We start from the raw sequence: 22504 nt of genomic DNA, 5'->3' as shown, positions 1-22504 counted from the left end.
GCTGGATGAGTCATGGAGGTTATGGTCCGCAGTCGAGGAGGAGAAACCGCAGGTGGACGCCGAGCTGACCAACAAGAGCCGCGCCGCGTTGAACGCGGCCACCAACCGGGCCGTGTCGGCGGGGCACCCCGATCTCACCCCCGCGCATCTGCTCCTCGCCCTCCTCACGGGTGAAGAGAACGAGAACATCACCGACCTGCTGGCCGCCGTCGAGGCGGACCAGGCGGCCGTGCGCTCCGACGCCGAACGGGCCCTCGGCGGGCTGCCCAGCGTGACCGGCTCCACGGTCGCGCCGCCCCAGCCCAACCGCGATCTGCTCGCCGTCCTCGCCGAGGCCGACCGGCAGGCCAAGGAGCTGGGCGACGAGTACCTCTCCACCGAGCACCTGCTAATCGCGACCGCCGCCAAGGGCGGCCCCGCAGGGGACGTCCTCACCCGGCAGGGCGCCACCGCGAAGAAGCTGCTGGCGGCCTTCCAGTCGGTCCGCGGCGGACGCCGGGTCACCACCCCCGACCCCGAGGCCCAGTACAAGGCCCTGGAGAAATTCGGCACCGACTTCACCGCGGCCGCGCGCGAGGGCAAGCTGGACCCGGTCATCGGCCGGGACCAGGAGATCCGCCGGGTCGTGCAGGTGCTCTCGCGCCGCACCAAGAACAACCCGGTGCTGATCGGCGAGCCGGGAGTCGGCAAGACGGCCGTCGTCGAGGGCCTCGCCCAGCGCATTGTCAAGGGCGACGTGCCGGAGTCCCTGCGCAACAAGCGGCTGGTCGCCCTGGACCTCGGTGCGATGGTTGCGGGTGCGAAGTACCGCGGAGAGTTCGAGGAACGGCTGAAAACCGTCCTGTCCGAGATCAAGGAGAGCGACGGCCAGATCATCACCTTCATCGACGAGCTGCACACCGTCGTCGGCGCGGGCGCGGGCGGCGACTCGGCCATGGACGCCGGCAACATGCTCAAGCCGATGCTGGCCCGCGGCGAGCTGCGCATGGTCGGCGCCACCACGCTGGACGAGTACCGCGAGCGGATCGAGAAGGACCCGGCGCTGGAGCGCCGCTTCCAGCAGGTGCTGGTCGCCGAGCCGACGGTCGAGGACACCATCGCCATCCTGCGCGGACTCAAGGGCCGGTACGAGGCCCACCACAAGGTCCAGATCGCCGACGGCGCGCTGGTGGCCGCCGCCGCCCTCTCCGACCGCTACATCACCTCCCGCTTCCTGCCCGACAAGGCCATCGACCTCGTCGACGAGGCGGCCTCCCGGCTCCGTATGGAGATCGACTCCTCCCCGGTCGAGATCGACGAGCTGCAGCGCGCCGTCGACCGGCTGCGCATGGAGGAGCTGGCGCTCAAGAACGAGTCCGACGAGGCCAGCAAGCAGCGGCTGGAGAAGCTGCGCCGCGACCTCGCCGACAAGGAGGAGGAGCTCCGCGGACTCACCGCCCGCTGGGAGAAGGAGAAGCAGGGCCTCAACCGGGTCGGCGAGCTGAAGGAGCGGCTCGACCAGCTGCGCGGCCAGGCCGAGCGTGCCGAGCGGGACGGCGACCTGGAGACCGCCTCCCGGCTCAGGTACGGGGACATCCGCGCCCTGGAACGCGAGCTGGAGGAGGCCAGCGAGGCCGAGCAGGAGGCCGCCCGCGACACCATGGTCAAGGAGGAGGTCGGCTCCGACGACATCGCCGACGTCGTCGCCTCCTGGACCGGCATCCCGGCCGGCCGGCTGCTGGAGGGCGAGACGCAGAAGCTGCTGCGCATGGAGGACGAGCTGGGCAAGCGGCTGATCGGCCAGACCGAGGCGGTCCGGGCCGTCTCCGACGCGGTGCGGCGCTCCCGGGCGGGCGTCGCAGACCCCGACCGCCCCACCGGCTCCTTCCTCTTCCTCGGCCCGACCGGCGTCGGCAAGACCGAGCTGGCCAAGGCGCTCGCCGACTTCCTCTTCGACGACGAACGGGCCATGGTCCGCATCGACATGTCGGAGTACAGCGAGAAGCACAGCGTCGCCCGCCTGGTCGGCGCGCCGCCCGGCTACGTCGGCTACGAGGAGGGCGGCCAGCTCACCGAGGCCGTACGCCGCCGCCCGTACAGCGTGGTGCTCCTGGACGAGGTGGAGAAGGCCCACCCCGAGGTCTTCGACATCCTGCTCCAGGTCCTCGACGACGGCCGGCTGACCGACGGACAGGGCCGGACGGTGGATTTCCGCAACACCATCCTGGTCCTCACCTCCAACCTCGGCAGCCAGTATCTGGTCGAGCCCCTGACCACCGCGGAGGAGAAGAAACAGCAGGTCCTGAAGGTGGTGCGGGCCTCCTTCAAGCCCGAGTTCCTCAACCGGCTGGACGACCTGGTGGTCTTCTCCGCCCTTGCCAAGGACGAGCTGACGAGGATCGCCGAGCTGCAGATCGGCAGACTGGCCGACCGGCTCGCCGAGCGCCGGCTCACCCTCGACGTCACCCCGGCCGCGCTGGCCTGGCTGGCGGACGAGGGCAACGACCCGGCGTACGGGGCGCGGCCGCTGCGCCGTCTGGTGCAGACCGCGATCGGCGACCGCCTCGCCAGGGAGATCCTTTCGGGTGAGGTCCAGGACGGCGACACGGTCCGCGTCGACCGGTTCGACGACGACCCGGACGGCGGGCTGATCGTGGGTCCGGCCTGATCCCTTCGGGGGCAGGCCCGCTCCCCGCGGGGGCGGGCGCCGGGATCAGGACTCCCCTCCCGGGGAGGGTTGCGACCCCCTCCCCGGGATGAGAGAGGATGGCGGGAACCGTACGAAGGGACATCCACGGTGACCATCGATCCGTCCTCGATTCCGAATTTCGGGGGCAAGCCACAGCCTCAGCAGGCCTCGGGACCGGCGGGACCCGTCGTGCCCGACCAGGACCTGGTCAAGCAGCTCCTCGACCAGATGGAGCTGAAGTACGTCGTCGACGACGAGGGCGACCTCGCCGCGCCGTGGGAGGACTTCCGCACGTACTTCATGTTCCGCGGGGAAGGGGACCAGCAGGTCTTCTCGGTGCGGACGTTCTACGACCGTCCGCACTCGCCCGAGGACCGGGTCAAGATCCTCGATGCGATCGACGACTGGAACCGCCGCACCCTGTGGCCCAAGATCTACACCCACCTCCACGAGGACGAGGGCGGCGCGGCCACCCTCCGTCTGATCGGCGAGGCGCAGATGCTGATCGGCACGGGTGTGAGCCTTGAGCACTTCGTGTCCTCGACGGTGAGCTGGGTGCGCGCCTCGATCGAGTTCGACAAGTGGCTCGTCGAGCAGTTCGGCCTGGAGAAGCCGGAGTCGGACGGCTCGCCGTCCGACGAGGCCTGAGGCCTCACGCCGCACAGACACGGGAGAGCCCGGCCGTCAGGCCGGGCTCTCGCGCGTTCGCGGCCGACAGCCCGTCGCCACAGCCTCCCGACTGTTCCTTGCTCTGACGAAGCAGGACGACGGCGCCAAGTCGCTTCTGCTCGCGTTGCCCGAGGTGTTCCCGTGGGTGCGCCACCTGAATGACGAGGAAGGAGTACGAGATCACCAGCGGCGGTCGGGTCCGCTATCTGGTCAGCCCGACTCCGCGCCCGCGCCGGCCGTCAGCCAGATCAAGCCGCCCGCGCCGAAGAGCAGGGAGAAGACCGGGCACCGCCAGATACGAGTCGTCGGTCTGCTGACGCTGCTGCTTCTGCGGGACCTTGCAGATCCCTTGCTGCGTCAGCCGGGCGTCCACCCGCTGGCCGATCGATTCTGTGGCGTTGGCGACGAAGGACTCCAGTACGGCACGCTCGTAGTCCGGGCCCAGTTCCTTGCGGGCCTCGTATGCTGCGGTCGCCTCGTCGTGGAGGTCGGGAGCTACCATGGCTCGCGCGCCGTCCTTTCCGAATTTCCGGCATCAGGCAATCCGATCGTTCCGGTGGTCTCGAACACGGACGAAGGAATGGGTGTACGGCGTACCCTCGTTGGGGTTACGGCAGGTGGACGCCGTACACCTGTCAAGGGAAGGGTGGCCGGCTCCGGGCCCTGCCCAGACGAGAGGGGATGGTGGAGATAGTCACGCGGGCCGACGCCGCCGCGCAGCCCCGCCTCCCTCTGAGCAGGGAGCGGGTTCTGGCTGCTGCCGTCGCCCTGGCCGACGAAGGCGGGGTCGACGCGCTCAGTATGCGCAAGATCGCGCAGGCGCTGGGCGTCGTACCCATGGCGCTGTACAAGCATGTGGCGAACAAGAATGAGCTGTTGGACGGCATGATCGACGTCGTCGTCGGCGAGATCGCCCCGCCGGAAGCCAATACCGGCTGGAAGACCGCCATCCGCCGTCGGGTGTTGTCGGCTCGCCGCATGTTGCTGCGCCATTCGTGGGCGTCCGGGGTCATCGAGTCGCGGATGAAGGCGCGGGTCACTCCGACTCCCGTGGTGATGGAGTATCTGGACTCGATGATCGGGATCTTCCGGGCCGGGGGGTTCTCGATCGATCTGGTCCATCACGCGATGCACGTGATGGGCAGCCGTCTGCTGGGCTTCTCCCAGGAGCTGTTCGAGGACAGCTCTGGCCGTGAGCCGGATCCGGATGCGATGCCGCCCGAGGAGATGGCCGCCCGCTACCCTCACATCACCGAACTGGCTATGGCGGTCACCCACGACAACGAGTCCGTCGTCGGCTCCGGCTGCGACGACCAGTTCGAGTTCGAATTCGCTCTGGATCTGACGCTGGACGGTCTTGAGCGGCTCCGGGACGCGACCTGACCCACCGCGGTGAAGGGCCGGCAGTGTCTGCCTGAGCTCTTCGGTCGTCGCAGTCGCCCAGAAGCCGCTCACTCTCCTTTCCTCAGACAAGGGTGCGCAGTGTCGGCCTGCCTGATCATCCGCGCCCACTCGCGCGTGGCATGCCTCGAACTCGGCCCCTCCACTCCTTGACAGGTGTACGTCGTACACCTACCTTGCTCCTTAGTGGTGTACGCCGTACACCTGTAGTGATCTGCTGATCGGTTGATGCCGTAACCGGAGAACGGCGAGCGGCAATCGATCACGAGTGATGGGGGAGGCTGATGAAGGCGATCGTTCAGGAGCGGTTCGGCCCGCCGGACATCCTGCAAATGGTGGACGCCGACCGGCCCGAGGTCGCGGCCGATCAGGTGCTGGTGCGGGTGCACGCCGCCGCGCTCAACCCCTACGACTGGCACATGATGCGCGGCGACCCGTACGTGGCGCGGCTGATGGGAGGCGTGGGACTGACCCGGCCGAAGTCCCTGGTAGCCGGGATCGACGCGGCCGGACGCGTGGAGGCGGTCGGTGCCGACGTGCGCGGGCTCCAGCCAGGCGACGAGGTCCTGGGATTCTGCCCGGGCTCCTTCGCCGAGTTCGCGCGGACCACCGCGGACCTGCTGGTGCCCAAGCCCGCGACCCTGACTTTCGAGCAGGCCGCAGCCGTGCCGATGGGGGCGGTGACGGCCCTGCGCGGCATCCGGACCGTGGGTCAGGCACAGGCCGGGCAGCGGGTGCTGGTCAACGGGGCCGCCGGTGGTGTGGGCACGTTCGCCGTACAGATCGCCGCGGCCCTGGGCGCGGAGGTCACCGGGGTGTGCAGCGCCCGCAACGTCGAGTTGGTGCGCTCACTGGGCGCAGCGCACGTCGTCGACTACGCCCGGGAGGACTTCGCCGACGGGGGTGTGCACTACGACGTGATCCTGGACAACGTGGGCAACCGCCCGCTGAGCCGGCTGCGTCGGGCACTCACTCCGACAGGGACCCTGGTGGCCAACGGCGGCGGCTCGCCCGGTCACGTGTTCGGAGCGATCGGCGCCATGCTGCGACTGGTTGCGGTCAACGTGTTCGTCCGGCAGCAGCTCCGCATGATCCTCCCGGCGGCCCCGGCGGGGCCGACCCACGAGGACCTGCTTGCCGTCACCGCGCTCATCGAGGCCGGCAAGCTCACTCCGGTGGTCGACCGGACTTACTCCCTGACCGACGCGGCCGACGGCGTGCGCCATGTTGAGCAGAGCCACGCCCGCGGCAAGGCCGTGGTCACCGTGCCGTGAGCGATGGCGCCGACACCATGGCTGAGGGCGCCGACGTCAGCTCGTAGCGCCAAAGGTCGGTGTGAGGGAGGACCACGACGGCCGCGAACCTGTCCGGCCTGATCTCACAGTCGTACCGCCGGGCTCGGTGACACGGTGCCGTCCGCCGTATCCTGACCACACACGGGAAGGAGCCGTTCATGAGCGTCGACGCGATCGTGCACACCGAGTTCCCCAAGGGGTACACGGTCCTGTTCGGGGCCGACGGAAAGGTGATCACGACTCCGCAGAGCGAAGAGCACTCCAGCACCATCAGATCGATGCAGATCGACTCCGCTCTCGCCCTCGGCCGCCATGCGAAGGTCACCTCCGATGTCTACATCGACTTCCCCGCCGACGAGAACTCCGCCCCCGATCTGGCGATCCTTCGCGAGGACGCCCGCCGGGAAGGCAAGCGCTACAGCTTCGAAGACGTCCTGATGATCTCTGAGGTCGTCTCGACCTCCTCCGCGCGCAAGGACTACGACGACTGCACCGCGAAGTACGGCCGCTACGGCATTCCCGTCTACCTGGTAGTGGACCCCTACGCCCAGGAAGCCGTCCTCCACACCCAGCCGACGGCTACCGGTTACATCGCGGCGCATACCCACAAGTACGGCACGGGCAAGCTCCCCATCCCCCTGGCCGACGGCCGCACCTTCACCCTCGACCTCGACGAACTCCCGCGCCCGGAGCCCGAGGCGGACGCCCGCTGAGGTCGGACTCCCGGGCGCGGCCGGGCCGTACGTACGAGATCATCAGCGGCGGCCGGGTCCGCCATCTGGTCAGTCGGTGCTTCGCGCCTCACCGACCTCGACAACCTCGCCCTGACTGCTGACTTCCGGCTCAGCCCTTCGCATCGAGCCCTGGGTGAGCGGCTGCCCCCGGAGTGTACGAACTCAGCCGTCAAGGGCTGGGTCGGCATTCCGCTGTCCGCTGCCGAGGCCGATCGGCCGGTCTGCACTCGATCGAGCGCAGACCGGGCTGGCGCCCACGCCGGTGATGATCTCGCCTCGACCTCACTCGGGACGGAGGGAGCGCGAGTTCAGGACGCGAGGCGTGGCAGGCGGCGGGGGACGCGTCGACCAGTCCCGAAGGGCGGCGGTCAGTGCTCGAATGCCTTTCGGAGCCGTTCCGTCGCCTCCGCCAGTACCTCGGTGCGCTTGCAGAACGCGAACCGGACGTAGGGTGCGCCCGTCCTTTTGTGGTCGTAGAAGACCGCGTTCGGGATGGCGACGACACCCGCCCGTTCGGGGAGGGCGCGGCAGAAGGCGAAGCCGTCGGTCTCGCCGAGGGGGCGGATGTCCGTGGTGATGAAGTACGTGCCCGCTGGCCGGAAGACCTTGAAGCCCGCCTGCTCCAGCCCGTCCGCGAGCAGTTCCCTCTTGGCCCGCATATCGGTGCGGAACTCCTCGAAGTAGCTGTCCGGCAGGCGCAGGGCCTCGGCGACCGCGTACTGGAACGGGCCCGCCGAGACGAACGTCAGATACTGCTTCGCCGAGCGGACCGCGGCCACCAGCTCCCTGGAACCGGTAACCCAGCCGACCTTCCACCCGGTGAACGAGAACGTCTTGCCCGCCGAAGAGATCGTCACCGTGCGCTCCCGCATGCCGGGGAGCGTCGCGATCGGCACATGCTCTCCGTCGAAGACGAGATGCTCGTACACCTCGTCCGTCACCACCAGCAGATCCCGCTCCACGGCCAGCTCCGCGACCGCCGCCAGCTCCTCGCGGGAGAGGACCGTGCCGGTCGGGTTGTGCGGGGTGTTGAGGAGGATCAGCCGGGTGCGGTCGGTGACCGCGTCCCGCAGTTCGTCCAGGTCCAGCCGGTAGGCGCCGTCCCGCGGCCGGAGCGTCACCGGAACCCGGGCGCCGCCCGCCATGGCGATGCCGGCGGCGTACGAGTCGTAGTACGGCTCAAGCGCGATCACCTCGTCGCCCGGTTCCACCAGCGCCAGCAGGGACGCCGCGATCGCCTCGGTCGCGCCCGCCGTCACCAGGACCTCGGTGTCGGCGTCCCACTCCAGGCCGTACCGCAGCCGCTGGTGGTCGGAGATCGCGGAGCGCAGCTCGGGGATGCCGGGGCCCGGCGGGTACTGGTTGCCCCGGCCGTCGCGCAGCGCGCGCACCGCGGCCTCCCGCACCTCCTCGGGACCGTCCGCGTCGGGGAAGCCCTGGCCGAGATTGATGGAGCCGGTACGCGCCGCGAGCGCGGACATCTCCGCGAAGACCGTCGTCCCGAACTCCGCGAGACGTCGGTTGAGGGGCGGCCGTCCTGTTCGTCCTGTCATGACCGCCATCCTGAGCCGAACCTCTGGAGATGCTCAAGTCTGCTTTGGGTCCGCGTGGCCGGGGGCATTCCGTTGTCACACGGCGGTGGGCGCCGTGCAGACAGCGCCAAGGAGATGAAGCGGTCACGCAATGGTGCGGGGGGCTCGCTTCGGGGGAAATGAGGATGTGAGGGCCGTGGAAGGCATCATTGCGATCGTGGCAGCCGTTTTCGTTGTCGTCGTGTTCACATATTTGTTCGTCATCCTGCCGAGAGCTGACCGCAGGCGGAGCGCATCGCGTCGTAACGGCCGGGGCGCGAGGAGCAGCTGGTACGCGAGTAGCGGGGGAGGCGGCCACCACTGCGGCGGGGGTACGTCGGACAGCGGCGGGAGCTCGTCATGCGGGGGCGGAAGCTCCTCGTGCGGCGGCGGGGGCGGCGGAGGTGGCGGCGGGGGCGGCTGCGGCGGGGGGAGCTGACGAGCACCCTGCAACACCCCTGCGCGGAGGCGGCTGACACGGGGCAGCCGCCTCCGCGGCCATGGCGCAGGCGGCCGGCATATGACGAGTCAACAGCCTTTGTACGGCAGTGTGTTGATGATGTGCAGACCGTGCGACGGCCCAACGACGGTCATTCCGACGGTCGTTCCCATGACCTTCTCGACCATTTTCAGTTGAACAGATGAACCGTTGAGCCCCCAAGAGGATGGAAAGTCAATCAACTTGGGTAAAACCGCTGTGGGCATCGAGCAGTTCATGATTCAGTCACTGTCGGAACCTGATTGGAACCATCCAGCCCTCGGACCTGATGAAGGGGCCTGCGGGGATCCCCCTGTGCCCCGGCGGCCCAGAGGGAGGCGTTCCATCTCTTCCTCTTCTTGATTCCTTCTTCCGGGACGCCCCCGGGCCACGAGTCCACCCGCCAAAGCGTGTTTGCGGAGCCGACCCATGCTCACGACCCTCAAGACCGCCTATACCGACACCCGCGCCGACGACCTCGCCTGGGCGCTCGGTCGCGACCCGTTGCCCGCCCTCGCTCGGCTCGATCTCGAACTGTCAGGGGCAAAGCTGCAGTTGAGACTGTTGGGGGCATCGCATCAGGTGCTGCTGGAGGAGGAGCGGGGCAGCTGCTCCGAGACGGTCGCGTGCATGCCCGGCAGCAGCACACCGCTGCCGCTCGGAGTGGCGAAGCGGCTCGGCGACTGGGAGTACGAGTTCGCGGCGCGCGTCGAGACTCTGGGGCGCGGGTCGTTCGCCGGCCGGGCGCAGGAGCTGCTGGCGCTGGTCGCCGACCATCCGCAGGGGCTCGCCGGAACCTTCCCCGGCTCGCCGCACGCGTTCACGGCGATGCTGGCACAGCGCAGCGAGGGCCAGGTGCGGTGGCGTACCTGGCATGCCTATCCGCAAGAAGGGAGCCTCGTCGTCACCCGCACGCGTGTCGGGGTCCGCACGCCCGCCGCCGCCCTCTAGCCGCGGTCGGCCGCCTCGCCGTCCGGCCCGCGCGCCTTCGGGCGCGCCTTCGGGGGGCCCTTCGGACGCTCTGCGGTCGGCAGCGAGCGGCTCCCGTCCCCGTTCTCGACGGGTTACACCTCTGATGGCTGAGATGCACCCGTGTGGGTGACCAGTCGTACGCGTTCGGTGACGTAGCGTTTCGCCCGTGATCGACCAGCAGCCGACCTCAGCGCCCCAGGGTGCGGTGCGGCTCCCCGTACGCCCCAGAGCGGGGCGCGGACTGGTGCTCGCCGCGGTCTTCGTCTGCGCCGCCTGCGGGCTGGTGTACGAGCTGGAGCTGGTCGCGCTCGCCTCGTATCTCATCGGCGACTCCGTCACCCAGGCGTCCGTCGTGCTGTCCGTGATGGTCTTCGCGATGGGCGTCGGCTCCCTGCTCGCCAAGCGGCTGCGGTGCCGCGCGGCCGTCGGTTTCGGGCTGCTGGAGGCGGCGCTCGCACTGCTCGGCGGCTCCTCTGCGATGGTGCTGTACGCCTGCTTCGCCTGGATCGGCGAGTCACGCGTCGCCCTCGTCGGCTTCTCCCTCGCCATCGGCGTTCTGATCGGCGCGGAGATCCCGCTGCTGATGTCCCTGATCCAGCGGATCTCGCGGCGCGACGCGGAAGGAACCGTCGCCGATCTGTTCGCCGCGGACTATGTGGGGGCACTCGTCGGCGGGCTGGCCTTTCCGTTCCTGCTGCTGCCGTGGCTCGGTCAGCTCACCGGGGCGCTGCTCACCGGCGCGGTGAACGCGGTGGCGGGCGGGGGGCTGGTGCTCTGGCTGTTCCGCCGGGATCTGACCGCGCGGGCGCGCGGGGTGCTGCTCGTCGCCAACGTCGTCGTGCTCGCCGTGCTGGCGACCGCGGCCGTCCTCGTCGACGACTTCGAGCGGGCCGCGCGGCAGGCCGTGTACGGCGACGACGTGCGCGTCGCCGTGCTCACCGAGATGCAGGAAGTCGTGCTGACCGGGGCGCCGGACCGGCCGCCCGACCTCTTCCTCGACGGGCGGCTGCGGGTCAGCGGCCGTGACGAGCACCGCTACCACGAGTCGCTGGTGCACCCCGCCATGCGGGGTTCGCGCGGACAGGTGCTGATCCTCGGCGGGGGCGACGGGCTCGCCGTCCGCGAGGTGCTGCGCTATCCGGACGTACGGGCGGTGACCGTCGTCGAGGCCGACCCCGGCGTCGTACGGCTGGCCCGCACCGATCCCGGGCTCGTGGAGCTCAACGGGCACGCGTACCGGGACCCGCGGGTGCGGGTGGAGATCGCGGACGCCTTCTCCTGGCTGCGGGCGGCGGGGTCCGCCGGGGCGGCGGCGGGAGCCGGGCGGCAGCCGTACGACGTCATCGTCGCGGACCTGCCGAACCCGGGCATCACGGCGAGCGCCAAGCTGTACTCGCAGGAGTTCTACGGGCTTGCGGCGCGGGCGCTGGGGGAGGGCGGGCGGCTTGTGGTGCACGCGGGGCCGATGGCCGGGCGGCCGCGGACCTACTGGACGGTGGAGGCGTCGCTGCGGGCGGCGGGGTACGGGACGCGGCCGTACCGGGCCACGGGGCGGCTCGCGGAGGTCGCGGGGTTCGCGGCGGGGCCGGACCGGTCGACGGACGAGGCGGACGCGCTGCACGACTGGGGGCTGCTGCTGGCGGAGACGGGACGGGCCCCGCGGTTGTCGCTTCCGGCGGACGCGCCGTCGCTGCGGTCCGTGACGCCGGCGACCTTGGCGGCGGGTGCACGGGTCGCGGAGTCCACCCGCGTCGACGGGCTGCCGCCCTCCACACTGATGCACCCCCGGTACGCCCCCTGACCCGCCCGCCGCCTCTCCCGGGGTGCGGTGGGGTCTGCCCCGCACCCCGGGGCGGTGCTGTGCGCCGGGGCACGGCAGCCCGCCGGGAAGGGGCGCGCGGCGGAAACGCTGACGCGGGGCAGACCCCTGAGTAGGCTCGGGGCATGGAGCATGAGGTGTTCGTTCCGGTTCCGGCAGAGACCCTCCGGCAGGTGTTGCGCGACCCCGTGCGCGTCGCCCGATGCATCCCCGGGCTGCAACAGGACGCCGACGAGACCGCAAGTCCCCTCTCCGGCCGTCTCAAGGTCCGTGCCGGAGGGCACACGATCACCTACCGCGGAGCCCTCCGCATCGTCGAACAGGGAGATGCCTTCGCCGTCGAGGGCGAAGGCGTCGAGGCCCGCGGCAGCGGCTGTGCCAAGGTGACGCTGACCGTCCGTCCGGAGCCCGTCGAGGAGGGCGTCACCGTCGCGGTCACCGGCGTCACCCGAGCCGAGGGCCGGCTCGCCGAACTCGCCGACGACGCAGTGGAGTCCGCCGCCCGCCGCCTGCTCGACCGCATCGCCGACCGGCTGGCCACAGAGGCGGCCGAGGAGACCGGTGCAGCAGCCCCGGAGGAGCAGCAGCCCGTGCCGGAGGCCGCGTCCGGGCCCGAGGGGGCCGAAGCTGGGGCTGAGGGGGCCGTGTCCGGGCCCAGGGAGCCCGAGAACGAGCCCGAGTTCGGGCGCGAGTCCGGGCCTGAGCGCGAGTCCGGGCCTGAGCGCCAGTCCGGGCCTGAGCGCGAGTCCGGGCCTGACGAAGCCGCGCCCGGGCCTGAGGAGGCCACGCCCACCGTCTTCGACACTCCCGTCCCGCCCCCCTCCCTCGACCCCGCCGCCGAAGAAGAGTCCTTCGACGGCGACGACATCGACGACCACATCCACATCGGGGAACCGCCCGCCGCTGAAGCCGCCCACGCCCGGCGCACCATGATCGGCCGAAGTGCCGAAGAGGTCGACCACGCGCCGCCCCGCGGCCGCTACGCACCCGTGCCCGCGGCCGACGCAACCTCCTCCGGAGGAACGCTTCGCTGGGTCGCCCCCGCCGCCGCGCTCGCGCTCGCCTCCGCCGTCGTCGTCTCACGTGCACTGCGCCGCCGACGGTGATGCCCGCCGTCAGTCAGTAGTGTCGGAGGCGTGAGCAACGAAGAGAACGGCGTGCTGCTGTCCGCCGGGGACGTCGAGTTGACCGTGCAGCCGGACAACGGCTGCCGTATCGCCGGGCTTGTCATCGGAGGCGCCCAGCTGCTCCGCCAGGGCGAGAGATACGGGACCTTCCCCATGGTCCCCTGGTGCGGCCGGGTCGCGAACGGCCAGTTCCGCAACGGCGGTGTACTGCACCGACTTCCGCTGAACTCCCCGCCGCACGCCATCCACGGCACCGGCCGCGACTCCGTCTGGCGCACCGCCCGCGCCGGAAAGTCCGAGGCGTCCTTCACCTACGACCTCGCCGACCCCTGGCCGTACCCCGGCCGCGTCACCCAGACGTTTGAGCTGACCGAGCAGTCGCTGACGCTGGCCCTCGGCATCGAGACATATGACACCTCCTTCCCGGCGCAGGCGGGCTGGCACCCCTGGTTCCGCCGCAGGCTGGACGCCGACGGCGAGGAGGCGCGGATCGACTTCACCCCCGCGTGGCAGGAGAAGCGCGGAAGCGACCATCTGCCGACCGGAGAGCGCATCGCACCGCTGCCCGGCCCCTGGGACGACTGCTTCGGCATGCCCGACGGCGTGTCGGTCACCGTCACCTGGCAGGGACAGCTGGAGCTGACGGTCACCAGCCCCGCCCGCTGGGTCGTGATCTACGACGAGCAGGAGGAGGCGGTCTGCGTCGAGCCGCAGTCCGGTCCGCCGAACGGCCTCAACACCGACCCCCGGTTGGTCACCCCGCTCGAACCGCTGGAGCTCACCGCCACCTGGAGCTGGCGACGCCTCTGAGGAGTCGCCCCGCAGGGGCCGCCCTTAAGCTGGCCCGCATGAGTGATGTACGCGCTGACCTGCTCCAGCAGATCAAGGACAAGGCCGTGGTGCACGGCAAGGTGACCCTCTCCTCGGGTCTTGAGGCCGACTACTACGTGGACCTGCGCCGGATCACGCTGGACGGCGCGGCCGCGCCGCTCGTCGGCCAGGTGATGGCGGACCTCACCGCCGAGCTGGACTTTGACTGCGTCGGCGGTCTCACGCTCGGCGCCGACCCGGTCGCCACCTCGATGCTGCACGCCGCCGCGGCGCGCGGACGCCGGCTCGACGCCTTCGTCGTACGCAAGGCGGCCAAGGCGCACGGTATGCAGCGCCAGGTCGAGGGCCCCGACATCAAGGGCCGCCGCTGCCTGGTCGTGGAGGACACCTCCACCACCGGCGGCTCTCCGCTGACCGCCGTGGAGGCGGTGCGCGCCGCCGGCGGCGAGGTCGTCGCGGTGGCCACGATCGTGGACCGGGCGACCGGGGCGGGAGAGAAGATCAGCAGCACCGCCGGGGTGCCGTATCTGTACGCGTACTCGCTCGACGAGCTGGATCTCGGCTGATGAACCGGGTCTGACCTGGGCTTCCGCAAAGGGCCGGGGCGTCTGCGGTGAAACGCCCCGGCCCCTGCGCCGATGGCCGGGACAGGCGGGGTGGAGCCCGCGCGAGAGTCTGGAAAGATAGGCCGCGACGATGACGTCGCCCCCAGGTCAGGGCCAGCACATATCGCACGTACCCGCACATCACAAGGAGCGGACAGATGCCCATCGCAACCCCCGAGGTCTACAACGAGATGCTCGACCGGGCGAAGGCAGGCAAGTTCGCCTACCCGGCCATCAACGTGACCTCGTCCCAGACCCTGCACGCGGCGCTGCGCGGCTTCGCGGAGGCCGAGAGCGACGGCATCATCCAGATCTCCACCGGTGGTGCCGAGTTCCTCGGCGGCCAGCACAACAAGGACATGGTCACCGGCGCGGTGGCTCTCGCCGAGTTCGCGCACATCGTCGCCAAGAAGTACGACATCACCGTCGCGCTCCACACCGACCACTGCCCGAAGGACAAGCTGGACGGCTATGTCCGTCCGCTGCTCGAGGTCTCCGCCGAGCGTGTGGCCCGTGGTGAGGACCCGCTCTTCCAGTCCCACATGTGGGACGGATCCGCCGAGACCCTGGCCGACAACCTGTCCATCGGCCAGGAACTGCTGGCGAAGGCCGCCGCCGCCAAGATCATCCTTGAGGTCGAGATCACCCCGACCGGCGGCGAGGAGGACGGCGTCAGCCACGAGATCAACGACGAGCTGTACACCACCGTCGACGACGCCATCCGCACCGCCGAGGCCCTCGGCCTGGGCGAGAAGGGCCGGTATCTGCTGGCCGCCTCCTTCGGCAATGTCCACGGCGTCTACAAGCCGGGCAACGTCGTCCTCCGCCCCGAGCTCCTCAAGGACCTCCAGGCGGGCGTGGCCGCGAAGTTCGGCAAGGCCGCCCCGTTCGACTTCGTCTTCCACGGCGGCTCCGGTTCCACGGCGGAGGAGATCGCCACCGCGCTGGAGAACGGCGTCGTGAAGATGAACCTCGACACCGACACCCAGTACGCCTTCACCCGCCCCGTCGCGGACCACATGCTCAAGAACTACGACGGTGTGCTGAAGGTCGACGGCGAGGTCGGCTCCAAGAAGACCTACGACCCGCGCAGCTGGGGCAAGCTGGCCGAGGCCGGCATGGCCAAGCGTGTGGCCGAGGCCTGCGCCGCCCTGCGCTCCACCGGTACGAAGATCAAGTAAGCGTTGTCCGCCCGAAGGCCCGGCACTGATGAGTCTCAGTGCCGGGCCCTCGGCATGCCCAGGGAGGGAAAACGCATGGAGCACGACTTCGGCTTCGACGCTCCGGTGGACCGGCGGGGCACCTGGTCCGTCCAGTGGGACGGCGTCGCCGACCGCTTCGGAGCGGCCGGGCTGCTGCCGTTCACGATCTCCGACATGGACTTCGCCGCACCGCCCGCGGTGCTTCGGGCGCTGCATGAGCGGATCGCGCACGGCGTCTTCGGTTACACGGACTGGCGGCTCGGCGGCTTCCGGGACGCCGTGCGCCACTGGCACGCCACGCGTTACGGGACCGAGGTCGACCCGGAGCAGATCGTGTACGCCCCCTCCGTGCTCAGCCAGCTCTCCCAGCTGCTGCAGATGTGGACCGCGCCGGGCGACGGGGTGGTCGTCCACACCCCCGTGTACGACGGCTTCCGCAAAGCCGTCGACGGGCTCGGGCGGGAACTGCTGGGGGCGCCCGTCGGGGACATGCGGCAGCTGGAGCGACAGCTCGCCCGTCCGCAGGCGAAGGCGCTGATCCTCTGCTCCCCCCACAACCCGACCGGCCGGGTGTGGACGGAGCACGAGCTGGCCGAGACCGCGAAGCTGGCCGAGGCGTACGGGGTCGCGGTGATCAGCGACGAGATCCACGCGGACCTGGTGCACGAGGGGCGGCGGCACATCCCGTGGACCCGGTTCGCCGGCGGGGACCGGCCCGGTGCCGGTGCCGGTGTCGGTGTCGGTGTCCAGGGCGGAAGGTGGGCGCTGATCACATCCGGGTCAAAGGCGTTCAACTTCCCCGCGCTGAACGGCTCGTACGGCATCATCGCCGATCCGGACGAACGCACGGCGTTCGTCCGCCGGATGGAGACCGGCGAGGGCCTCGCCTCGCCGTCCGTCCTCTCGCTCACCGCCCATATCGCTGCATACCGGGAGTCGGCGCCCTGGCTGAACGCGCTGCGCGGCTATGTCGCCGGCAATCTCGCGATGGCAGCCGACCGGCTGAACGGGGCGTTTCCGGCGCTGGACTGGTCGCCGCCGCAGGCCGGATATCTTGCCTGGATCGATCTGCGGCCGCTGGGGGTGGAGGACGAGGAGCTCCAGCGGGAGCTGATCCAGCGGGAGCGGGTCGCGATCATGCGGGGGGCGGTGTACGGCTGCGAGGGATTCGTCCGTCTCAACCTCGGCTGCCCGCGGGCCAAGGCGGAGCGCGGAGTCGATGCGCTGGTCCGCGCAGTGCGCCGGCTGGCCGGGTGAGACGGCCACGCGGGATGATCCCGGTATGAGCAGCGGTGCGCGTGACGGTACGGAGGGCGAGCCCGGCCCGCGGCCCGAGCCGGGCGACGGCGACGCGTCCCCTGCCCGGCATGCGGCGTCGGAGGCCGGGGCCCGCAGGCCGGACCGGCCCGCGCCGGCTGGGGGCGGTTCGGAGGAAGGAGCCGGGCTGGAGGCGGGCGGCACCGAGGCGGCGGCCGACTCGGAAGCCAACCCAGAGGCCGATCCGGCGGCCGACCCGGAGGCCGGGCCGGTGCCGGAGGGCGGGGCCGGGGGGCTTCGGCTGGCGTCGGCCGTTGGCCGCTGGGTGGTGCTCACGACCGTCCTGGGCTCCGCGATGGCGCTGCTGGACTCCACCGTCGTCACCGTCGCCCTGCCCCGTATCGGCGAGGACCTCGACGCCGACCTGGGCGCCCTCCAGTGGACCGTCAACGCCTACATGCTCACCCTCGCCTCGCTGATTCTGCTCGGCGGGGCGCTCGGGGACCGCTACGGGCGGCGGAAGATCTTCGTCCTGGGGGTGGTCTGGTTCGCCGCCGGCTCGCTGCTGTGCGGGCTGGCCCCGGACGAGTCGGTGCTCATCGCCGCGCGTGCCCTCCAGGGGATCGGGGGCGCGCTGCTCACGCCCGGCTCGCTCGCGATCATCCAGGCGAGCTTCCACCCGGACGACCGGGCTCGTGCGGTGGGGCTCTGGTCCGGGTTCGGCGGGGTGGGCGCGGCGGTCGGGCCGTTCGTGGGCGGCTGGCTGGTGGACGGGCCCGGCTGGCGCTGGGTGTTCCTGATCAATGTGCCGCTGGCGGCGCTGTGCGTGCCGGTGGCGCTCAAGCAGGTGCCCGAGTCCCGCGACCTTCAGGCGCGCGGCCGTTTCGACGTCCTGGGCGCGGCGCTGGGGGCGCTGGCGCTGGGTCTGGTGACGTATGCGCTGATCGCGCCCGCGGTGTGGGCGGGAGCGGCGGGTGCGGCGGCAGGGGTGGCGTTCGTCCTTGTGGAGCGGCGGCGGCCGGAGCCGATGCTGCCGCCGTCGATCTTCGCGGTGCGGCAGTTCACCGTGGTCAATCTGGTGACGCTGTGCGTGTACGCGGCGTTCGGCGGGTTCTTCTTCCTGGCGGTGCTCCAGCTCCAGGTGGTGGCGGGGTACTCGGCGCTTGCGGCGGGCACCGCGCTGCTGCCCACCACGGTGCTGATGCTGCTGCTGTCCGCGAAGTCCGGCGAACTGGGCGACCGCATCGGACCGCGCATCCCGCTGACCGTCGGCCCGCTGCTGTGCGCCGCGGGGATGCTGCTGATGCTGCGGGTGGGCGAGGACGCCTCGTACGCGACCGATGTGCTGCCCGCGATGGCGGTGCTGGGCGCGGGGATGGTGACCCTGGTCGCGCCGCTGACCGCGACGGTGCTGGCGTCGGTCGACCCGGGGCGGGCGGGCCTGGCCAGCGGCGTCAACAATGCGGCGGCCCGGGCGGCGGGGCTTGTCGCGGTGGCCGCGCTGCCGCTGCTGGTGGGCATGGGCCCGGAGGCGTACCGCTCGGCGGCGGAGTTCGGCGAGGCGTTCCGGCGGGCGCTGCCGCTGCTCGCGGGGGTGCTGGCGGCGGGGGCGGCGATCGCGTGGTGGGCGGTGCGCCCGAAGGAGGCGGAGCTGGAGCGCTGCCATCCGGAGTGCCGTGTCAACTGCGGCGTCTCCGCACCGCCCCTCGAACCGCCGGAGTCGGGCCAGGCGCCCTGACCCGGCTCGGGCTGCCTGCCGGTCCAGGGGCCGGGCCGCGGCGGCGGCAAGCCGGCTCACGGAACCGCGCAGGCTGCTGCGCGAATGGAAGCCATCACGGCTCTGCGTATGTCATCTCGATGGGTTCCATGGATTCCGAGGACTCCGGCGCCGGGACGGGCGGTCCGCAGGTGGGGAGGGGCGGCCGGATGGGCGGCCCGGTCCCGGCGGTGGCCGGTGCGCCCGACTGGGAGACTGGGGTCATGGCCATTCATGAGAATCTGCTCGGGGGCCCGCCCCCGACCCATCTGCCCGACGATCCCGAGCCGCGTGAGCTCCTCGCCGGTGGCGCCGCGCCGGCCGACGTCGCGGCGAAGTACCCCACCTCCTCGCTGGCCTGGGCGCAGCTCGCCGACGACGCGTTCGAGAACGGCCGGGTCGTCGAGTCGTACGCCTACGCCCGCACCGGCTACCACCGCGGCCTGGACGCGCTGCGCCGCAACGGCTGGAAGGGCCACGGCCCCGTGCCGTGGGAGCACGAACCCAACCGCGGCTTCCTGCGGGCCCTGCACGCGCTGGCCCGCGCCGCGCAGGCGATCGGGGAGCAGGAGGAGTACGAGCGCTGCTCGGCCTTCCTGCGTGACTCCTCCCAGACCGCGGCCGACACCCTGAGCTGACCCGCCGGGACCCGGCGCGCGGGGCCCCCTCGGGTCCCCGCGCGCCGAGCCCCGTACCCGAATGCGGGCACCCGGCCGGTACGATCGAACGCGCTGTCGGAACAACGCTGTCGAACCATGCGGAAGCGCGCCGGACGCGCGCAACGGGGGATGAGGTCTGTCGTGGGCAAACGTGCTGCCTCTCGCCAAGTGCGCTCCCGCGCCGGGGTCCGCCGCCGTCCGTTCGCCCCGACCGTGCTGTCCGGCGTCGCCCTCGGCGTGCTGTCCCTCGGAGGCGGGGCCGCCCTCGCGCACTGGCAGGGCACGCCCGGCACAGCCGCCGACGACGCCCCCCGCGCGGCGGCCACGGAGCCGCGGACGCCGTCCGCCCCGGCCTCGCAGAGCCCGCCTGGGGCGACCGCGTCCGCGGAGCCGTCGGCGTCCGGGTCGTCGGGCGGCCCGGATCCGTCCAAGAGCCCGGACTCCTCGCCGTCCGCAGGCGACGGCGGAGAGCCGCCGCCCTCCGTGCCGGACAAGGCCAAGGGCACCTTCACCACCGCGCGGTCCTCGGGCAGCCCCGCCGGCAAGGGCCCGCTGCGCCGCTACCAGGTATTGGTCGAGGACGGTCTCGACCTCTCCGCCTCCCAGGCCGCCGCCGAGGTCGAGGCGATCCTCGCGCACCCCAGGGGCTGGGGCGCGAACGGCCGCGGCACCTTCCAGCTCGTCTCCGCGGGCGAGCCCGCCGACTTCGTCATAAAAATCGCCACCCCGGACACGGCGGACCAGCTCTGCCTCGCCGTGGGCCTGGACACGGGCGGCGAGCTGAACTGCGAGACCGTCGAAGGCGTCGTGGTGAACCTTAAGCGCTGGCTGCTGGGCTCGCCGACGTTCGCCGGGACCCCCGCCGAGTACCGGCACCTGATCATCAACCACGAGGTCGGGCATGAGATCGGCATCCGGCAGCACATGGGCTGCCCGGGCCCCGGAAAGCCCGCCCCGGTGATGATGCAGCAGATCAAGGGCCTCAACGGCTGTGTCTCCAATGCCTGGCCGTACGACGAGAATGGGACGTATCTCACAGGCCCGACTGTCTGAGGCGCCCGGCTTATGATGCCGGTGGGGACCGGGGCTCCCGTACCGGATCAGGAAGGAGCGGACCGCTACCCGGAGTGTCGAGGAGACAGCGATGTCACATGACGCCGCCCCGAATCTGGATTTCGCGGGCACCACTCCGTATGAGGACTATGTCCAGGCGGACGTCCTCACCCACCTCCAGCATCCCCGCTCGGAAGATCCGGGAGAGATGGTCTTCCTGGTCACCACCCAGGTGATGGAGCTGTGGTTCACGGTCATCGTCCATGAATGGGAGACGGCGACCCGCGCCCTGCGCGAGGACCGGCTGCCCGTCGCGATGGACGCGCTCAAGCGGTCCGCGCGGGAACTGGACGCGCTGAACGCCTCCTGGAGGCCGATCGCCCAGCTGACGCCCTCTCAGTTCAACGCCTACCGCTCCGCCCTGGGCGAGGGATCCGGCTTCCAGTCGGCGATGTACCGGCGCATGGAGTTCCTGCTCGGTGAGAAGTCGTCGTCGATGCTGGTGCCCCACCGGGGCGCACCGCGCGTCCACGCCGAGCTGGAGAAGGCCCTGCACGAGCCGAGCCTCTACGACGAGACCCTGCGGCTGCTGGCGCGGCGCGGGCTGCCCGTGCCGCAGGCCGTGCTGACCCGTGACGTGTCGCAGAAGTACGAGCCGTCGGCGGAGGTCGAGGCGGTCTGGGCGAGACTGTACGAGGGCGACCAGCAGAGCGACCTGGTCCGTCTCGGCGAGGCGCTGACCGACGTCGGGGAACTGGTCTGGCGCTGGCGCAACGACCATCTCGTCGCCACTCGCCGCGCCATGGGCTCCAAGACCGGAACCGGCGGGTCCGCCGGCGTCGCCTGGCTGGAGAAGCGCGCCCGGAAGAACGTCTTCCCTGAGCTGTGGACGGCGCGCAGCCATGTCTGAGCAGCTGGCCGACAGGGCCGCGGCGCTGGACGCCGCAGACGAACTCGCCGGATGCCGCAAGCTGTTCGCGCTCGACGACGCCACCGTGTACCTGGACGGCAACTCGCTGGGCGCGCTGCCCGCGCATGTGCCCGACCGGGTCGCGGACGTCGTGCGGCGTGAGTGGGGCGAGCTGCGCATCCGCTCATGGGGCGAGAGCGGCTGGTGGACCGCGCCCGAGCGGATCGGCGACCGGATCGCCCCGCTGATCGGGGCGCAGGCCGGCCAGGTGGTGGTCGGGGACTCCACCAGCGTCAACGTCTTCAAGGCCGTGGTGGCCGCGGTGCGGCTGGCCGACCCCACCCGCACGGAGATCGTCGTCGATGCGACGACGTTCCCCACGGACGGGTACATCGCAGAGTCCGCCGCCCGGATGACCGGGAAGCGGATCGTTCCGGTCGACCCGGAAGAGCTGACGGGCGCGGTCGGCCCCGCCACGGCCGCCGCGCTGGTCAACCACGTCGACTACCGCACCGGCCGACTGCACGACCTGCCGTCCCTGACTGCGGCGATCCACCGGGCGGGGGCGCTCGCCGTCTGGGACCTGTGCCACAGCGCGGGCGCGCTGCCGGTGGGCCTCGACGAACACCGGGTCGACCTGGCGGTCGGCTGCACCTACAAGTATCTGAACGGCGGACCCGGTTCACCCGCGTATCTGTACGTCGCCGAGCGCCATCAGGGGGCCTTCGACTCCCCCCTGCCCGGGTGGACCTCCCACGCCGACCCCTTTGCCATGACCCCCGGCTACCGGCCCGCCGACGGCGCGGTGCGGGGGCGCGTCGGAACCCCCGACATTCTGTCGATGCTGGCCCTCGAGGCCGCCCTCGACGTCTGGGACGGGGTCTCACCGGCGGCCGTGCGGGCGAAGAGCCTCGCGCTGACCGACTTCTTCCTCCAGTGCGTGGAGTCGTATGTGCCGCCGGGGCGGGTGGAGTGCCTGACGCCCCGTGAGCACGCGCGGCGCGGCAGCCAGATCGCGCTGCGCTGCGAGGACGCGCCGCGGGTGATGTCCGCGCTGATCGAGAAGGGGGTGGTGGGGGACCTGCGGCGGCCGGACGTCCTGCGGTTTGGCTTCACACCGCTGTATGTGTCCTTCGCGGACGCGGAGCGGGCGGCGCGGGTGCTGTCCGCCACCCTGCACTGACCCGCGGGCTGCCGCCCCGCACGCCCCGGTGCTCCGCCGGTCGGGCCCTCCGGCCCGCGCGGGTCGCCGGGGTCGGGCCCTTCTGCTCGCGCGGGTCGCCGGGGTCGGGCCCTGTTGCTCGTGCGGGTCGCTGAGGTCCGGGCCCTCCCGCCCGCGCGGGTCGCTGAGGCCCGGGCCCTGTCCCTTTCCCGCCTGCCCGTCCCCCAGTGCCTTGTCAGGCGCGGGTGCGGTCGGCCCGGAGTGCCGCTGCCGTCTGCTGCCGGCACCGCGCAGACGGGCACGCCCGAGAGGCCCACGGCGCGGGGCGCTGAGGG

General features: G+C 71.4%; 19 protein-coding genes and 1 pseudogene. 18 read left to right on the top strand and 2 right to left on the bottom strand.

All coding sequences use genetic code 11. The annotated features are described in order from the left end of the window. Positions 1-52 precede the first annotated feature (52 nt). The 3 genes and pseudogenes from clpB to QCN29_RS37020 form a co-directional block, all read left to right on the top strand. Positions 53-2647, top strand: a complete 2595-nt coding sequence (gene clpB / locus QCN29_RS03350; RefSeq protein WP_279926157.1) for an ATP-dependent chaperone ClpB — start codon at positions 53-55, stop codon at positions 2645-2647. Positions 2648-2776: 129 nt separating this feature from the next. Then, on the top strand, positions 2777-3316 hold the full coding sequence (locus tag QCN29_RS03345) for a type III secretion system chaperone family protein (RefSeq protein ID WP_240134437.1): 540 nt from the start codon (positions 2777-2779) through the stop codon (positions 3314-3316). A 91-nt stretch (positions 3317-3407) separates the two neighbouring features. Next, a pseudogene (locus QCN29_RS37020) lies at positions 3408-3506 on the top strand (prevent-host-death family protein); the annotation flags it as partial. A gap of 33 nt (positions 3507-3539) precedes the next feature. Here QCN29_RS37020 and QCN29_RS03340 read toward each other — a convergent pair. Next, positions 3540-3839 (bottom strand): hypothetical protein, encoded by a 300-nt coding sequence (locus QCN29_RS03340; protein ID WP_279926133.1) that lies wholly within the window; start codon positions 3837-3839, stop codon positions 3540-3542. Between the two features lie 179 nt (positions 3840-4018). Between QCN29_RS03340 and QCN29_RS03335 the strand changes: the two genes are divergently transcribed. The 3 genes from QCN29_RS03335 (at position 4019) to QCN29_RS03325 (ending at position 6746) form a co-directional block, all read left to right on the top strand. Next, positions 4019-4720: a TetR/AcrR family transcriptional regulator C-terminal domain-containing protein gene (locus QCN29_RS03335; protein ID WP_279926132.1), complete on the top strand. Its 702-nt coding sequence runs from the start codon at positions 4019-4021 to the stop codon at positions 4718-4720. 302 nt (positions 4721-5022) lie between these two features. Beyond that, positions 5023-6012 carry an NAD(P)-dependent alcohol dehydrogenase gene (locus QCN29_RS03330; protein ID WP_279926130.1) on the top strand — a complete coding sequence of 330 codons (990 nt, stop codon included), beginning with the start codon at positions 5023-5025 and terminating at the stop codon, positions 6010-6012. Positions 6013-6191: 179 nt separating this feature from the next. Continuing rightward, a complete protein-coding gene (locus QCN29_RS03325; protein WP_279926129.1) occupies positions 6192-6746 on the top strand; it encodes a Uma2 family endonuclease in 555 nt (184 codons plus the stop codon). A gap of 389 nt (positions 6747-7135) precedes the next feature. Here the strand turns inward: QCN29_RS03325 and QCN29_RS03320 are convergent, their stop codons facing one another. Then, positions 7136-8320 carry a pyridoxal phosphate-dependent aminotransferase gene (locus QCN29_RS03320; RefSeq protein WP_279926128.1) on the bottom strand — a complete coding sequence of 395 codons (1185 nt, stop codon included), beginning with the start codon at positions 8318-8320 and terminating at the stop codon, positions 7136-7138. A gap of 925 nt (positions 8321-9245) precedes the next feature. Here QCN29_RS03320 and QCN29_RS03315 point away from each other — a divergent pair. The 12 genes from QCN29_RS03315 (at position 9246) to kynU (ending at position 22190) form a co-directional block, all read left to right on the top strand. Further along, complete coding sequence (locus QCN29_RS03315; protein WP_279926126.1) at positions 9246-9767, top strand: DUF2617 family protein; 522 nt, start codon at positions 9246-9248, stop codon at positions 9765-9767. Between the two features lie 187 nt (positions 9768-9954). Further along, entirely contained in the window at positions 9955-11589 is a 1635-nt protein-coding gene (locus QCN29_RS03310; protein WP_279926124.1) for a polyamine aminopropyltransferase, read from the top strand. Between the two features lie 143 nt (positions 11590-11732). After that, positions 11733-12713, top strand: coding sequence for an SRPBCC domain-containing protein (locus tag QCN29_RS03305; protein ID WP_279926122.1), 981 nt, complete (start codon positions 11733-11735; stop codon positions 12711-12713). Positions 12714-12743: 30 nt separating this feature from the next. Further along, positions 12744-13544, top strand: a complete 801-nt coding sequence (locus tag QCN29_RS03300; protein ID WP_279926121.1) for an aldose epimerase family protein — start codon at positions 12744-12746, stop codon at positions 13542-13544. 38 nt (positions 13545-13582) lie between these two features. Continuing rightward, positions 13583-14131 (top strand): orotate phosphoribosyltransferase, encoded by a 549-nt coding sequence (pyrE, locus tag QCN29_RS03295; protein ID WP_279926119.1) that lies wholly within the window; start codon positions 13583-13585, stop codon positions 14129-14131. Between the two features lie 197 nt (positions 14132-14328). Next, positions 14329-15351, top strand: coding sequence for a class II fructose-bisphosphate aldolase (gene fbaA / locus QCN29_RS03290; RefSeq protein WP_279926118.1), 1023 nt, complete (start codon positions 14329-14331; stop codon positions 15349-15351). Between the two features lie 75 nt (positions 15352-15426). Next, complete coding sequence (locus QCN29_RS03285; protein WP_279926116.1) at positions 15427-16629, top strand: MalY/PatB family protein; 1203 nt, start codon at positions 15427-15429, stop codon at positions 16627-16629. Between the two features lie 25 nt (positions 16630-16654). Continuing rightward, positions 16655-18367: a DHA2 family efflux MFS transporter permease subunit gene (locus tag QCN29_RS03280; RefSeq protein WP_279926114.1), complete on the top strand. Its 1713-nt coding sequence runs from the start codon at positions 16655-16657 to the stop codon at positions 18365-18367. Positions 18368-18609: 242 nt separating this feature from the next. Then, positions 18610-19023 carry a DUF3151 domain-containing protein gene (locus QCN29_RS03275; protein WP_240134425.1) on the top strand — a complete coding sequence of 138 codons (414 nt, stop codon included), beginning with the start codon at positions 18610-18612 and terminating at the stop codon, positions 19021-19023. A gap of 162 nt (positions 19024-19185) precedes the next feature. Continuing rightward, positions 19186-20097, top strand: a complete 912-nt coding sequence (locus QCN29_RS03270; RefSeq protein ID WP_279926112.1) for a DUF3152 domain-containing protein — start codon at positions 19186-19188, stop codon at positions 20095-20097. Between the two features lie 91 nt (positions 20098-20188). Further along, on the top strand, positions 20189-21007 hold the full coding sequence (locus QCN29_RS03265; protein WP_279926110.1) for a tryptophan 2,3-dioxygenase family protein: 819 nt from the start codon (positions 20189-20191) through the stop codon (positions 21005-21007). Continuing rightward, a complete protein-coding gene (kynU, locus tag QCN29_RS03260) occupies positions 21000-22190 on the top strand; it encodes a kynureninase (RefSeq protein WP_279926108.1) in 1191 nt (396 codons plus the stop codon). Before QCN29_RS03265 ends, kynU begins: the two co-directional genes overlap by 8 nt. Positions 22191-22504: the final 314 nt, after the last annotated feature.

The organism is Streptomyces chengmaiensis (assembly GCF_029846775.1).
GTDB classification, from domain to species: Bacteria; Actinomycetota; Actinomycetes; order Streptomycetales; family Streptomycetaceae; genus Streptomyces; species Streptomyces chengmaiensis.
Note: the sequence above shows the minus strand (reverse complement) of the source record. Positions and strands in the feature narration are given on the sequence as shown.